14 protein-coding genes and 1 tRNA gene are annotated in these 13896 nt (G+C 48.0%); 10 read left to right on the forward strand and 5 right to left on the reverse strand.

Annotated elements, in window-relative coordinates:
• Positions 1-303 (forward strand): ATP-binding protein (locus tag N530_RS0106200; protein ID WP_026479054.1); only part of this gene is annotated, 303 nt, incomplete at its 5' end.
• Between the two features lie 133 nt (positions 304-436).
• Here N530_RS0106200 and N530_RS0106205 read toward each other — a convergent pair.
• Positions 437-526, reverse strand: a tRNA-Ser gene (locus N530_RS0106205).
• A 143-nt stretch (positions 527-669) separates the two neighbouring features.
• Between N530_RS0106205 and N530_RS0106210 the strand changes: the two genes are divergently transcribed.
• Both N530_RS0106210 and N530_RS0106215 read left to right on the forward strand, forming a co-directional pair.
• Entirely contained in the window at positions 670-1773 is a 1104-nt protein-coding gene (locus tag N530_RS0106210; RefSeq protein WP_026479990.1) for a pyridoxal phosphate-dependent aminotransferase, read from the forward strand.
• Complete coding sequence (locus tag N530_RS0106215; protein ID WP_026479991.1) at positions 1770-2417, forward strand: YitT family protein; 648 nt, start codon at positions 1770-1772, stop codon at positions 2415-2417. Before N530_RS0106210 ends, N530_RS0106215 begins: the two co-directional genes overlap by 4 nt.
• Before the next feature lie 91 nt (positions 2418-2508).
• On the opposite strand, the gene N530_RS0106220 is transcribed toward N530_RS0106215, so the two are convergent.
• Complete coding sequence (locus tag N530_RS0106220; RefSeq protein WP_018687389.1) at positions 2509-2775, reverse strand: sel1 repeat family protein; 267 nt, start codon at positions 2773-2775, stop codon at positions 2509-2511.
• Between the two features lie 444 nt (positions 2776-3219).
• Here N530_RS0106220 and N530_RS0106225 point away from each other — a divergent pair, with 444 nt between their 5' ends.
• Positions 3220-3555, forward strand: a complete 336-nt coding sequence (locus tag N530_RS0106225; protein ID WP_026479992.1) for a DUF2147 domain-containing protein — start codon at positions 3220-3222, stop codon at positions 3553-3555.
• Between the two features lie 91 nt (positions 3556-3646).
• Here the strand turns inward: N530_RS0106225 and N530_RS0106230 are convergent, their stop codons facing one another.
• On the reverse strand, positions 3647-4348 hold the full coding sequence (locus N530_RS0106230) for a glutathione binding-like protein (protein WP_026479993.1): 702 nt from the start codon (positions 4346-4348) through the stop codon (positions 3647-3649).
• 354 nt (positions 4349-4702) lie between these two features.
• On the opposite strand from N530_RS0106230, the gene N530_RS19020 reads away from it, so the two are divergent.
• The 4 genes from N530_RS19020 (at position 4703) to N530_RS0106255 (ending at position 8544) form a co-directional block, all read left to right on the forward strand.
• Positions 4703-4870, forward strand: coding sequence for a hypothetical protein (locus tag N530_RS19020; protein ID WP_155851938.1), 168 nt, complete (start codon positions 4703-4705; stop codon positions 4868-4870).
• 50 nt (positions 4871-4920) lie between these two features.
• On the forward strand, positions 4921-6459 hold the full coding sequence (locus N530_RS0106245) for an AMP nucleosidase (protein ID WP_018687384.1): 1539 nt from the start codon (positions 4921-4923) through the stop codon (positions 6457-6459).
• Between the two features lie 197 nt (positions 6460-6656).
• A complete protein-coding gene (locus tag N530_RS0106250) occupies positions 6657-7145 on the forward strand; it encodes a DUF992 domain-containing protein (RefSeq protein WP_026479994.1) in 489 nt (162 codons plus the stop codon).
• A gap of 136 nt (positions 7146-7281) precedes the next feature.
• A complete protein-coding gene (locus N530_RS0106255; protein ID WP_026479995.1) occupies positions 7282-8544 on the forward strand; it encodes an MFS transporter in 1263 nt (420 codons plus the stop codon).
• A 54-nt stretch (positions 8545-8598) separates the two neighbouring features.
• Here N530_RS0106255 and N530_RS0106260 read toward each other — a convergent pair whose 3' ends face one another.
• The gene (locus N530_RS0106260) at positions 8599-10308 is read right to left on the reverse strand and encodes an electron transfer flavoprotein-ubiquinone oxidoreductase (RefSeq protein WP_026479996.1); all 1710 of its coding nucleotides are present in this window, start codon (positions 10306-10308) and stop codon (positions 8599-8601) included.
• A 254-nt stretch (positions 10309-10562) separates the two neighbouring features.
• On the opposite strand from N530_RS0106260, the gene N530_RS0106265 reads away from it, so the two are divergent.
• Entirely contained in the window at positions 10563-11459 is an 897-nt protein-coding gene (locus N530_RS0106265) for a uracil-DNA glycosylase (RefSeq protein ID WP_026479997.1), read from the forward strand.
• Positions 11460-11577: 118 nt separating this feature from the next.
• Positions 11578-12840 (forward strand): MFS transporter, encoded by a 1263-nt coding sequence (locus N530_RS0106270; RefSeq protein WP_026479998.1) that lies wholly within the window; start codon positions 11578-11580, stop codon positions 12838-12840.
• Positions 12841-12842: 2 nt separating this feature from the next.
• On the opposite strand, the gene N530_RS0106275 is transcribed toward N530_RS0106270, so the two are convergent.
• Positions 12843-13832, reverse strand: coding sequence for a DMT family transporter (locus tag N530_RS0106275; protein WP_081773903.1), 990 nt, complete (start codon positions 13830-13832; stop codon positions 12843-12845).
• Between the last annotated feature and the right edge of the window lie 64 nt (positions 13833-13896).

Genomic DNA, 13896 nt, shown 5'->3' on the forward strand with positions numbered 1-13896 from the left:
AAGATCGATTTAGTGATACTCGATGAACTGTATTACCTGCCGTTCAGCACATCAGGCGGCGCTCTACTCTTCCACCTTCTCAGCAAACTTTATGAACGAACCAGCGTAATCATCACGACCAATCTTAGCTTTAGTAAATGGGCGACGGTCTTCGGTGACGCCAAGATGACCACTGCCTTGCTCGATCGGCTAACACACAGATGCCACATACTGGAGACTGGCAATGACAGTTACCGCTTCAAAGCCAGCGCTGAAATTGCAAAACAGAAACGAAAGGAAACAACACCATTGACCAAATCATGACGAAGAAAGCATAACGACTTAGCGGGTCAAATCTCGGTGACAATACCAGGTCAGTTCTAAGTGACATTCAACAGTGTCTCACTTTATGACACACCTGAACACACAATACCTAAGTACTTGAATTATAGTAAAATGGCGGAGACGAAGGGATTCGAACCCTCGAGACAGTTACCCATCTACGCCCTTAGCAGGGGCGCGCCTTCGACCACTCGGCCACATCTCCGAGACCGTTGCTATATAAAAGATGTTCTGATTTCAACGGTAATTATGCTGCGAATGGATTTCTTTTGTTAAAATCAAAAGAAGAAGTGCCCATTTGGCTATAATTCATATACCGCTAGCCCATAATTTTACCACGAGACAGCCATGACAATCAAAATAGACGCCCATATTCAAGCTTTACCTGCAACGATTCCCTTTGTGGCTCCCGAACGCACAGAAAGAGAATCAGGCAACCAATTTGTGGCGCGTCTTGGCGCGAATGAAAATAATCTGGGCTGTTCACCAAACGCCATTGAAGCAATGGCGCGTATCGCCAGCCAAAGTGTTGGCCAATATGCTGATCCTGAGAACTTTTCACTGAGGCTCGCACTTTGCCAACATCTCGGCATTGAAATGAACAATGTCGTTATTGGTTCAGGCATTGATGGGCTGCTTGGCTTGATTGTGCGTATATTCTCATCGCCCAAAGATACGATTTTGACGTCGGCTGGCGCTTACCCGACTTTCAACTACCATGTTGCAGCCTATGACCGCACATTGCTGACTGTGCCTTACCGAGATGACCATGAAGATCTTGATGCATTGGCACAAGAAGCGCAGAAAACGCATCCGGCCATTGTTTACGTCTCTAATCCGGACAATCCGATGGGAACATGGTGGCCTGCCAAGGATATTGAAGATTTCATCAACAAAATCCCTGAGGACACATTGATCATTCTTGATGAAGCCTATGGTGAAACAGCTCCCGAAGGCACCCTGCCCCCTATTGATTGCACGCGGGCGAACCTGCTGCGGGTTCGCACCTTTTCAAAAGCATATGGCATTGCAGGCCTTAGATGCGGCTATGCCATTGGCAACAGCGCATTGATTTTACCTTTCGAGAAAATTCGGAACCATTTTGGCATCAACATTATGGCGCAGGCTGCAAGTGAAGCAGCCTTGAAGGACCAGAAGTGGCTCATGCAGACACTTGAGACAAATGCGCAAGCACGTGATCGTTTGAGCGCAATCGCCATTGAAAACGGTCTAAAGCCAATAAAATCTGCAACGAATTTCGTGACAATTGATTGTGGGCAAGATGGCGCCTACGCAATGCAAGTTCTCAAAGGCCTCATGGAACGCAGAATTTTTGTGCGTAAACCAATGGCTCCTGTTCTTGATCGTTGCATCAGAGTTAGCACCGGCAAAGATGAAGAAATCAATCAGTTTTCAACGGCACTTGCCGCTGTGTTAAAAGATTTGCAATGAGCGACGAAAAAACGATTACCGGTTATGATGCCATTACATTGGCACGTGAAAGCCGTCACACACTCATCGAAGATATTTTCGCGATTTCCATCGGCGTTATCCTCGTTTCTTTTGGTGTATTTTTGTTCAAGCTTGCCGGCATCGTGCTCGGCGGCGTGGCCGGCATATCGCTGATCGTCAGCTATGCAACGGGCCTAAAATTTGGACTTTTGTTTTTTGTTATAAACTTGCCGTTTTATTTTTTCGGCATGGGTAGCATGGGCATTCGTTACATCGCCAAAACATTTTGCGCGGTGATGGGCATGTCTGTTCTTGTGCCATTTTTCCCAAACTATATCGAGATCGGCACCGTACATCCAGCGCTTGCGGCCATCGCAGGCGGAACCATGATTGGGCTGGGCTTGCTGGCGTTATTTCGTCATGGCGCAGGTCTCGGCGGCGTCAATATTTTGGTATATTGGCTGCAAAACAATAAAAACATGCGCGCAGGATATGTTCAGCTTGCGATCGACTTTATCATTTTAGGCGCAGCGGCCTTTGTCGTCACGTGGGAACAACTATTCTGGTCCGTGATCGGTGCATTGATTTTCAACATGATTTTGGGCGTCAACCACAAACCTGGCCGCTATATGGGTGCCAGCTAAGCGCCTCGTCTTCCAAATCATTGCCAAGCATCAGCACAGACTAATACATTTCCTATAGACGCGCCCCAATGTGGGCGCGGCAGTACACCAATTAGTGTGTTGTCATCCACTCACGTGCTGAACGCAAAGCTGAAGCAATTTCAGGTTTTGACATATATTCTGAAATCTCGCTGCGAAGCTGAGCTGCTCGCGGTGATCCTTTGATCGCTGCAATGTTAAGCCATTTATGTGCTTCAACAAGGTTGATTTCGCAGTCGCGACCTGTCGCAGCAACCAAACCCATTTCAAAAAGAATATCAGCAGTAGCGCCTCCGCCGATTGCTGCCATATCCGCATTTTCCATCTCAAAGCGTGCCATTTTACATTCCCCTGTATATTGTCACTGTTGTTTTATTTCTATCGAGCCTGTTTGAAGCCCGTTTTTGTTATGGGGGTAGAATGGCCCTAAATTTTGAATTCCTTGCTAAAAAGCGTCCTTAATTTTGAGCAAACACGATTAAAATACTTTATAAATTTATATTATCGTTAAACATTCAACACATTGATTTTAAATAGAAAAATAGTAAATTCTTATCTTGTAAACCATATGGGCTTCAACCATTCATTCACCTTGATTTGTGGAGGCCATAAAAATACGCGTTAAATTTGAAATGCATTTTACCTAAAATGATCTACATAGATCGCTCAACCGGCCTGTTGACGTTGCCCCGCTTCGCGTAAAATATCATTTTACTTTTACGTGTGCGTCAATATTATATATCGCAGGCTGGTCGAGAGTGACCGGACACATCGGGAGGACATCATGAAGAATACTTTTTTTGCGGCACTGGCCGCGACTGCATTGCTCACAACACCAGCGATGGCAGCAGATATTGAAGGCAATTGGCGCACTGCAAGCGGCGAGACTGCAAAGATCGCTAAATGCGGCGGGTCATTTTGTATCAATCTGACAACGGGCAAATATAAGGGCAAACAAATCGGCAAAGTTTCAGGCAGCGGCCCTTACACCGGCACTGTGACTGACCCTGCAGATGACAAGCAATATTCTGGCAAAGCAACCATATCAGGTTCTACGATGAAGATGCGTGGCTGCGCACTGAAAGTGTTCTGCAAAACACAAACGTGGAAAAAGCTCTAATCTTTCAAGCATCACCAAGACTATAAAGGCGGCCATGTGGTCGCCTTTTATTTTGCCCAGCAAGCCAAGCCCTTTAAACTCTAGCAGAACGTTAGTTGGACTTCTGGCCGAACAAAATGCTTTGGGCGGCATCATTGCCCGCAATGTTTGACTGCTTATCCAAGTCTTGGGCAATGGACATGCCGCGCTTTACAGCAGGACGGTCCATCATCGCCTCATACCAGCGTTTAAGGTTGGGAAATGTGTTTAAGTCTTGTCCTTGGCGTTCATGCCGACTGATCCAGCCGATGCATGCGATATCGGCGATTGAGTAATCAGCCCCTGCAAGCCATTCATTGTCAGCCAATCTGCGATCCATCACGCCATAAAGGCGGTTGCATTCATTTGTATAACGATCAACCGCGTACTCAATTTTTTCAGGCGCATAAATGCGGAAATGGTGCGCTTGGCCAGCCATAGGTCCGAGGCCGCCCATCTGCCACATCAACCATTCTTCAACCGCAACTCTGCTGCGTTCATCGTTAGGATATAATTTTCCGGTTTTACGCCCAAGATATTGAAGAATTGCGCCAGATTCAAAAATCGAAATCGGCGCACCATCTGGACCATTGGGGTCAACAATTGCAGGCATACGGTTATTGGGCGCAATATTGAGAAAAGACGGCTCGAATTGATCGCCCTTCCCGATATTCACGAAATTGACGTTATAAGGCAGGCCGAGCTCTTCCAATGCGATGGTAATTTTCCATCCATTGGGCGTCGGCCAATAATATAGTTCGATTGCAGCTGTCATTTTCATCTCCCGATGCGAGCAAATAAACAGACCGTCCCCTCATTGCCAAGGCCGCCTGCCCCTGAGATCGTCTGTTTTGTTCACTGCTGCAGATAGAAACCTGAACGGAATATGAATGAGGGTCTCAGCAATGGTTCACCGACAGCCCTGCATATTGTCCTTACACAATGAGGGACAGACAATGCTAACACGCCGCTTCACTATTATTTGTTTGATTGCAACGCTCTTCGCAATGGCAATCGTTTCGCTGCTCAATAATACGACACGTCCAGCTTACGCTCTACAAATCGATTTCAGCACACCGTGCATTTATCAGGCTCCTCATAGCTGCCGCGCGCAATAAGGAATTTACCTATGACTAATATTTATCAAAGATATCTTCGTCCGAGCTTACGCGTTGCTGCTCTTGTTATGCTTTTTGTAGGCCCACTTGCAGGCATCGCCTCAGCCATTGCTGATGGTAATAGCAAAAGCACCAATGGTGCTGGCTTCGTACTTTATGTATCTTTGATGCGCGGATAAGAAATCAACTTAATTTTCGTCAATTGACTGTCATTATTGTTGGTCTATAAATGGCCATGAAAACAGAAAACAAAATACACGCGGGCGCATCGGCGCTCAACACCCCCTCTACAAAAGCGAATTACTTGCTGCCGCCTGCTGCGCTGCCCCAATATTTCGATAATGCGGCAGATGCTGTTGCTGCGCTGACTGCGCTTTATGAACGCAACACGACATTCCTGTACGAGCATTTCAATAAACTCATTAAAGGCGGTGATAGTGATAAGCGGGTTCGCGCTTATTATCCCGCGCTTTCGATACGCTCCGATAGTTATGCAAAAGCAGATTCGCGTCTGGCATATGGTCATTTGGCTCAGCCTGGTCATTATGAGACGACGATCACGCGGCCAGACCTATTTAAAAATTACCTCACGCAGCAAATTGATCTTTTGATACGCAACCATGATGTCAAAGTGGAAGTGTCAGAAAGCGGCACGCCAATTCCGCTTCACTTTGCCTTTAAAGAAGGCACCTATGTCGATCAATCAGATCCCGACGCCATGGTTCGCCCTCTTCGCGATATTTTTGATGTGCCAGACCTTAATGTTACCAATGATGACATTGCCAATGGTGATTTTGAGCCGCGTGAAGGTGAGCCATCACCGCTTGCACCGTTTACCGGACAGAGAATTGATTATTCACTCGCGCGGCTTGCTCATTATACAGCAACAAGCCCGAGCCATTTCCAGAATTTCGTTCTGTTTACGAACTACCAGTTCTATATCGACGAATTTTGCGCCTATGCGCGCAATGAAATGGCTGACCCAAACAGTCAATATATCGCATTCGTTGAGCCCGGCAATCTTGTGACGAAACATGGTGAAACATCCCATGCTTCTGGTGTTGAACCACAACGGCTGCCGCAAATGCCTGCCTATCACCTCGTTAAAAAGAATGGCGGCGGCATCACGATGGTCAATATTGGCGTTGGACCTTCCAATGCGAAAACGATCACGGACCATATTGCCGTTCTTCGTCCCGATGCTTGGTTGATGCTTGGCCATTGCGCTGGCCTTCGCAACACGCAAGCGCTTGGCGATTATGTTCTTGCCCATGCCTATGTGCGCGAAGATTCAGTGCTGGATGATGATTTGCCATTGTCCGTTCCAGTCCCTGCGCTTGCAGAAGTTCAAGTTGCGCTTGAACAAGCCGTTGCCGAAGTCACAGGCCTTGAAGGCTATGAGCTTAAAGCAATTATGCGCACGGGCACGGTTGCCACCATCGACAACAGGAACTGGGAGCTGCGCGATCAACGCGGACCGGTTAAACGGCTTAGCCAGTCACGTGCTATTGCCTTGGATATGGAATCGGCGACGATTGCAGCAAATGGTTTCCGGTTCCGTGTGCCCTATGGCACATTGCTTTGTGTTTCTGACAAACCGCTACATGGCGAGTTAAAACTACCGGGCATGGCAACCGATTTCTACAAGCGGCAGGTCAACCAACATCTGATTATTGGTATTCGTGCAATGGAAAAGTTGGGCCAGATGCCTTCGGAACGTTTGCATTCACGTAAGCTTCGCAGCTTTTCAGAAACCGCATTTCAATAACAGAACACGGCATTTGTAATATTTGTAAGATTAGTTGAGTTCCACAATTAGCACTTTGAATGGAACTCACAAGCGCGACACGCATTGTAGACCCACACAAGGTGATATCTATAGAGCGTCATATGTTTACGTTCAAAGGTATCACCTCACTGCAATGCTATGTTCGCTTTGAACATGGCCAATTAAGAGGTCTAATCATGACTTTACGTAATAATATTATTGCCCTTACTTCAGCTGCAACGCTTGCGGCGCTGCCAATTGCTTCAAGTGCATATGCGCAGGATGCCGGTGTACAGCTTGGACAATTAACGTGTGACGTTGATGGCGGAACAGGGTTCGTGTTCGGCTCCTCTAAAGATATGACATGCTCATTCACACCCGCTAATGCCAGCGAACCAACAGAAACCTATGTTGGTCAAATCGACAAATATGGCGTGGATATCGGCTTTACAGGCAAATCAATTATTGGCTGGACTGTCGTTGCAGCCGAATCTGATAAATATGCCCCTAATGCCCTTGCCGGCACTTACTCAGGTGCATCTGCATCCGCAGCTTTTGCAGCAGGATTGGGCGCAAATGTCTTGGTTGGCGGCTCTGCTGATTCATTTGCCCTTCAACCGCTCAGCCTATCAGCATCTGAAGGCGCCAATATCGCTGTTGGCTTTACACAGATCACACTTAAATAATGTGACATTAAACTGATGAATTAAGATTGGCTCGGCTATTAATGCCGAGCCTTTTTGTATAAGTGTCATATGCATTGTTCGGGCTTGAGCCAATGCTGCAAATCACGCATGCTCTGCACAGATTTTGAGGACCGACATGCCAGCACTTCCCCGCTCTACAATGCCCTTATTTGTTGGGTCCGCCTTTCTTATGTTTGCGGGCGGCGTCAACGGGTTGATCTTGCCATTGCGCGGATCAGTCGAAGGCTTTTCGTCGTTTTCACTTGGCCTATTGGGTACGGGATGGGCAATTGGTTTTGTGCTCGGTTGCCTGCTGGTGCCGCGCACGGTGCAACGTGTCGGCCATATTCGCGCATTCGGCGCTATGACTGCGCTGGCTGTCGTTTCAATTCTTGGCTCGCTTATCATTATCCATCCTGCGGCGTGGATACCGCTACGCGGTGTTGCCGGATTTTGCTTTGCTGGCGCAGCGATGATCGTTGAAAGCTGGCTCAATGAGCGTTCCGAGGCCAATGTTCGTGGCCGCGTGTTTGGCATTTACACGATGGTCAATCTGGCAGCGGTCACAGCTGGCCAGATGGTCATCACATTGGGAGACAGCAATGCGCCCCTATTCTTCGTTATCGCTGCGATCTTCTATTCACTCGCTTTGTTGCCGACGGCGCTTTACACAGCCGAACAGCCGCAGCCTCTGACAGAGACAAAGCTTGATCTTGCAACGCTTTGGAAAAACTCTCCGATTGCCGTGGCGGCGGTTATTCTTATCGGTGTCTCCAATAGTGCCTTTGGTACGTTGGGTGCGGTTTACGGCGAACGCATTGGCCTGTCTGTGCCTGCGATTGCCCTGTTTATGAGTGTTTCAATTCTTGCAGGTGCCGTCGCGCAAATTCCCATTGGCTACATTTCTGACAAAATGGATCGACGCATCGTGCTTGTTGCCGTTGTAGCCATTGCAGCACTGTGTGATGCTTATTTTGTATTTTTGGAGCCACAAAGCGCAACAGCCGTGCTGATTGCATCAAGTCTTTTTGGCGCCTGTATTTTCGCCATGTATCCGGTCGTTGTTGCCCATGCCAATGACCACGCACCGGACAATTATTTTCTGCGCACATCATCAGGGCTGCTACTCTTGTTTGGCTGTGGCTCAATTGGCGGGCCGCTTATTGCTGGTGGCGTCATGTCATTTGTCGGCCCATCCGGCCTGTTCATCACAACGGCTGCGGCCCATGTTGTGTTGATTATTTATGCCATCTACCGGATCACACAGCGTGCACCAGTGCCTATGGATGAGCGCGGTGATTTCGTGAATATGTCGCCGACACGTATGCAAACAACTGAAACAATCGCGATGGACCCGCGTGTTGAAGAAGAAGAGCGTGAGACACAATCAGCGCAATAAAAAAGCGCGGGTTTAAAACCCGCGCTTTTATTCGTTTAGAATTGATCCGATAGATTACATATTCGGATAAACGGGCCCTTCGCCGCCTTGCGGCACTGTCCAGTTGATATTCTGGTTCGGGTCTTTGATATCACATGTTTTACAATGCACGCAGTTTTGCGCGTTGATCTGAAAGCGCACATCATCTGATGCTTCATAGTCATGTGGTGCGGTGATTGTATTGCCCGCGCTATCCACCCATTCATAAACACCAGCTGGGCAGTAACGATAAGAAAGCCCTGCAAATTCAGCGTATTCCGATGATTTTTGAAGTTCTTGATTCAAAACCTTCAAGTGAACAGGCTGGTTCTCTTCATGGTTCGTATTTGACAAAAACACCGATGAAAGCCGATCAAATGTAAGCACGCCATCTGGTTTTGGGTAATTGATTGGCTTATGCTTATCTGCTTTTTCAACAGAGGCAGCATCCGTTTTTCCATGCTTCAACGTGCCTAGCGGCGACCAACCCTTGGTGAGCTGGTTGATCCACATATCAATGCCGCCAATGCCGACACCAAGTGCAGTACCAAAACGTGACCATAGCGGCTTAACATTACGGACTTTCTTCAAGTCATCGCCGATTTCACTGCTACGCCATTCATTTTCATAGGTGATAAGCGCATCATCATTGGCCTTGCCAGCCGCTAAAGCTTCAACCACTTTTTCCGCAGCAATTATGCCAGAAAGAACCGCATTATGTGATCCTTTGATACGCGGTACATTCACAAATCCTGCCGAGCAACCAATCAGTGCGCCGCCTGGAAACGACACTTTCGGCACAGACTGCCAGCCGCCTTCAGTAATCGCGCGTGCGCCATAAGAAATGCGTTTGCCGCCTTCAAATGTTTCACGAATACGCGGATGCGTTTTGAAGCGCTGAAACTCTTCAAATGGCGAGAGGTATGGATTCTTGTAATTCAGATGCAGCACAAAGCCGACAGCAACCTGATTGTCTTCCAAATGATAAAGGAATGAACCACCGCCAGTTTTCATATCGAGCGGCCAGCCAAAAGAGTGCTGAACAAGGCCCGGCTTGTGCTTGGATGGATCGACCTGCCAAAGCTCTTTAATGCCGAGGCCGAATTTACCTGGTTCGCAATCCTTATCCAAATCAAACTTGTTAATCAGCTGCTTGGCGATAGAGCCGCGCACACCTTCTGCGATCAGCACATATTTGCCATGAAGCTCCATACCGCGAGCGAACATCGGACCGGGCGAGCCATCTTTTTCGATGCCCATATCGCCGGTTGCAACACCTTTCATTGCGCCATTATCATCGTAAATGATTTCAGCGGCAGCAAAGCCTGGATAAATTTCAACACCAAGCGCTTCGGCGCGGGCCGCCATCCAGCGTGCCACATTACCAAGCGAAACAATGTAATTGCCATGATTGTTCATCAATGGCGGCATTGCAAAATTTGGCAAGCGTATAGAGCCAGCAGGCCCGAGGAATAGAAACTGATCATCCGTAACGGGTGTTTTCATTGGATGATCGGGATCATTTCGCCAATCAGGGATTAATTTGTCGAGACCAATCGGATCAACCACCGCACCTGAAAGAATGTGAGCGCCGACTTCAGCCCCCTTTTCCAGAACAACAACGGAGAGATTTTCATCGAGTTGCTTGAGCTTAATCGCAGCGGCAAGACCAGCAGGACCAGCGCCAACAATAACGACATCAAACTCCATACTCTCGCGTGGTTCATTCATTGGGTTATCGCTCATCAATGTCTCCCGATTATTTGCCCAGCATTTGCTGAGGCTGTCTTATCTTTACAGTGCCAGACCCGCTAACCAAATACAGCCAGCATAGCAATCTCCAACACTTTTATTCTGTTTGTCGTATTTAATTTTGACGTTTACGTCAATAATGCAAGATAAAATGTCGCTATAAGACTGGAATGCATAACTATGCTTATTGAACTTTTGCCTTGGAATTTCCTTTTAATGCGTAACCGTGCACGATATAGAACACAACAATGAGCGATACCGAAAATACATCTGAAATGACTGTCGAGGAAATTCATTCCCTTTTGCGCTTTTATGCCGAAAGTGGATTAGATTTCCCCATATCAGATGTCGCTTTGGATCGTTTCGAGATGGCTCCCGAGCAAGCTGCACCTCAAAGTGTTGCACCTGTTGAAAACATCAAGGCTGAAAACAAAAAGAGCACTGATCCGCACGAACCTGAATTGATGGAAATGGACCCGCGCAAGCGCATGAAAGATGCGCCGCGCCCCATCGCACAGGCAAATTTAGCTGTTACGCTTCCGACAGAAGAAGTTGTCGCTAAAGCCGTTGCAATGGCCGATGCGGCACAGGATTTGGATGCACTCAAACAAGCGGTAGAAACTTTTGAGGGCTGTAATCTGAAAAGAAGCGCCCGCTCCACGATATTTGAAGGCGGAAAACGCGGCGCTAGGCTTATGATCATCGGCGGCGCGCCGACCGGTAACGACGACAATGCTGGCAGCGCATTTTCAGGGCCTAATGGTTTATTGCTTGAAAAAATGCTGGGTGCGATTGGCCTATCGCGCCATGAGGATGTTTATATGTCCTATTGCGTGCCGTGGAATCCACCGGGAAATTCCGCACCAACACCGCTGCATTTAGAAATGTGCGCTCCGTTTCTTGCAAGGCAAATCCAACTCGCAAAGCCCGAATTGATACTTGTGCTTGGCAATGGCGCTGTGCGTCATATTTTAAAGACGCGCCAAACAATTATGCAAGCGCGTGGAAAATGGACTGAACTGCCCAATTTCGGCATCCAAGCCATTGCAACCTTTGATCCAGCAATGCTGATTAATCAGCCAAAGTTGAAACGTCATGCTTGGCTGGATTTATTATCGGTGAAGGCAAAATTAGCCGCGCAATAGCGAGTATTCTATTTGCGTCACAAAGTTCATTTATATGTCGCATTTGTTTGACCTGAGCCAGTTCGAACAGCGCATAGAGCCCGCAAATTCACAGCCCTTTTTAATGGTGCAAAAGACAATGATTTTACAGCTTCGCCCCATTGCAGGACTGTTGATATCAACATTCTTCCTTCTTATCGGCTCCGGTTTGACCGGTATCCTATTGCCGCTGCGCGCTGGGCTGGAAGGCTGGTCTCCGCTGACCATTGGTTTTATGGGCGCATTTTATGCAGCATGTTTTGTTGGCGGCTGTGTTTACATTCCGCGCCTTGTTCGCCGTGTTGGTCATGTACGCGTTTATGCCGTTGTTGCAGCCATGTTGGCGATCTCATTGATGGCCCATGCGATTTTCGTCAATATTCCGGTTTGGTTTTTGCTGCGCGGCGTTGCGGGCTTTGCGTTGTCGGGTGCTTATATGGTGGTGGAAAGCTGGCTCAATGAGCGAAGCACCAACGAATCGCGCGGCCTTGTTTTCTCTTCTTATATGGTCACAAACACAGTCGGGCTGATGATCGGGCAATTTTTGCTGATTACATCGGACCCTGCCCTTACGACATTATTCATTCTTGCAGCCATGAGCTATGCCGCAGCAATTATTCCAACCGCCGTATCGCCAGCGATATCACCGCAGCCGCCAGCAGAAGTGAAAATTGATATCAGGCGCCTTTATGCAATGTCTCCTGTTGCAACCGTTGGCGCGTTTGTTACTGGTTTCACATTCGGAGCATGGAGCTATCAAGCACCTGTTTACGGCTCCCTGCTCGGCTATTCCGGCTCTCAGATCGCGATAATGCTTGTCGTGGCAATGCTGGGCGGCGTTTTGCTTCAGTTTCCGCTTGGGCGCGCTTCAGACAAAATGGACCGCCGCTATGTCATGCTTGCTGCAACAATCGTCGGCATTATCGTTTCTGGCATACTCACATTTTACGAACCGACCAATAATATAGCGCTGTTTATTGCCATGTTCGTGTTTGGCGGCATTATGATGCCACTCTACTCGCTCGTGGTTTCGCACGCCAATGACCACGCAGAGCCCGGTGCATTTATTGAAACATCATCGAGCCTGCTTATTGTTTATGCGATTGGCTCTATGGTCGGTCCGATTATTGCAGGCCTATTGATCGGCTTAATCGGAGGCTCTGGATTATTCTCGACAATCCTCGTTGGGTTTATTGCTTTTGCAATTTTCACAATATTGCGTCTGAAAGTGGCAGATGCGCCGACAGAAGAAGAACGCGGCGAATTTGCGTATACATCTTTTGGCCGCACGCAGACGCCGGAAATGTATCAGCTTGACCCCCGCTCAGATGAAGAAGTCGACCCTTCAGAAAGTGGCGTTTGAGGCTAAAGCCCCTTCATATTGGCGGATCTGCGTTCTGCAGAGCGTTTAATTCCCAAAGATCGCTCACGGAAGATGATGAAAATACCGGAGCCAACAACGATGAGCGAGCCGATAATCGTTGACCATGACGGTGCCTCGCTGAAAAGCCAGATGCCGATGGCAAGTGAAAAAATCACTGAGGTATATTCAAAGGGCGCAATGATCGATGTTTCCGCGTAGCGATAACTTTGCGTCAGCAGGATTTGGCCAAGCCCGCCGAAAACACCTGCAGCAACCAAAAAGCCTATTTGGTTCCAACTAAGGGGCTCCCAGCCGAACGGAAGCGTCATAAGTGCAAACGCACTGGCTGTGATTGAGAAATAAAGCACGATGGTCGGCGTGCGCTCGGTTTTGACAAGCTGCCTTACCAACACAAAAGCAAAGGATGCTACAACCGCCTGCAAAAGCGTTGCAATCACACCTAATGCTTCTTGGTTCTCAAACCCACCAGCGCCGCGCAAAATTTGAAGTTTCGGCCAAGAAATAATCATCACACCGACAAAACCAACCATCACCGCTCCCCAGCGGTAACGACGCACGACTTCGCCCAGAATGACAGCGCCTAACACAATGGTGATTAAGGGGCGCGAATAACTCAGCGCGATAGCATCCGGCAACGGTATGCGCGTCAGCCCATAAAATCCGAGCCCCATTGCAAACACGCCAATAGCCCCGCGCCAAATGTGGCTTTTTAAATGATTGGTTTTCAGCACGCCTTTATGTTGTTGGGTAATCAACAGATAGATGACAATTGGCCAAATGGCCCAAAATGAACGGTAAAATGCGATCTGCCCAACAGGCAATTGCCCTGCAAGTTTGATCACAGTTGCCATAACCAAAAACGCGCAAACAGAAATGATTTTGAGTGTGATTGCTAAAAGCGGATTACTTTCGTCCGCCTCATTTTGACCTTCTACTGCCACGATGCCCGTCACTTTCTTTGGGCAAGCCAATAGCAGAGGCAAGACGATATGACGAGGCTCATAAATGCTCTTTGAGGAAGATGTTACAAATTAT

Origin of the sequence: Ahrensia sp. 13_GOM-1096m (assembly GCF_000620605.1) — a bacterium.
In the GTDB taxonomy this organism is placed as follows: domain Bacteria; phylum Pseudomonadota; class Alphaproteobacteria; order Rhizobiales; family Rhizobiaceae; genus Ahrensia; species Ahrensia kielensis.

Excerpts from the sequence above, each read along its gene's own strand:
- N530_RS19020 (WP_155851938.1), top strand. The coding sequence starts at position 4,703 with ATGACTAATATTTATCAAAGATATCTTCGTCCGAGCTTACGCGTTGCT.
- N530_RS0106250 (WP_026479994.1), top strand. The coding sequence starts at position 6,657 with ATGACTTTACGTAATAATATTATTGCCCTTACTTCAGCTGCAACGCTT.
- N530_RS0106215 (WP_026479991.1), top strand. The coding sequence starts at position 1,770 with ATGAGCGACGAAAAAACGATTACCGGTTATGATGCCATTACATTGGCA.
- N530_RS0106260 (WP_026479996.1), bottom strand. The coding sequence starts at position 10,308 with ATGAGCGATAACCCAATGAATGAACCACGCGAGAGTATGGAGTTTGAT.
- N530_RS0106210 (WP_026479990.1), top strand. The coding sequence starts at position 670 with ATGACAATCAAAATAGACGCCCATATTCAAGCTTTACCTGCAACGATT.
- N530_RS0106220 (WP_018687389.1), bottom strand. The coding sequence starts at position 2,775 with ATGGCACGCTTTGAGATGGAAAATGCGGATATGGCAGCAATCGGCGGA.
- N530_RS0106225 (WP_026479992.1), top strand. The coding sequence starts at position 3,220 with ATGAAGAATACTTTTTTTGCGGCACTGGCCGCGACTGCATTGCTCACA.
- N530_RS0106230 (WP_026479993.1), bottom strand. The coding sequence starts at position 4,348 with ATGACAGCTGCAATCGAACTATATTATTGGCCGACGCCCAATGGATGG.
- N530_RS0106265 (WP_026479997.1), top strand. The coding sequence starts at position 10,563 with ATGAGCGATACCGAAAATACATCTGAAATGACTGTCGAGGAAATTCAT.
- N530_RS0106270 (WP_026479998.1), top strand. The coding sequence starts at position 11,578 with ATGATTTTACAGCTTCGCCCCATTGCAGGACTGTTGATATCAACATTC.
- N530_RS0106245 (WP_018687384.1), top strand. The coding sequence starts at position 4,921 with ATGGCCATGAAAACAGAAAACAAAATACACGCGGGCGCATCGGCGCTC.
- N530_RS0106255 (WP_026479995.1), top strand. The coding sequence starts at position 7,282 with ATGCCAGCACTTCCCCGCTCTACAATGCCCTTATTTGTTGGGTCCGCC.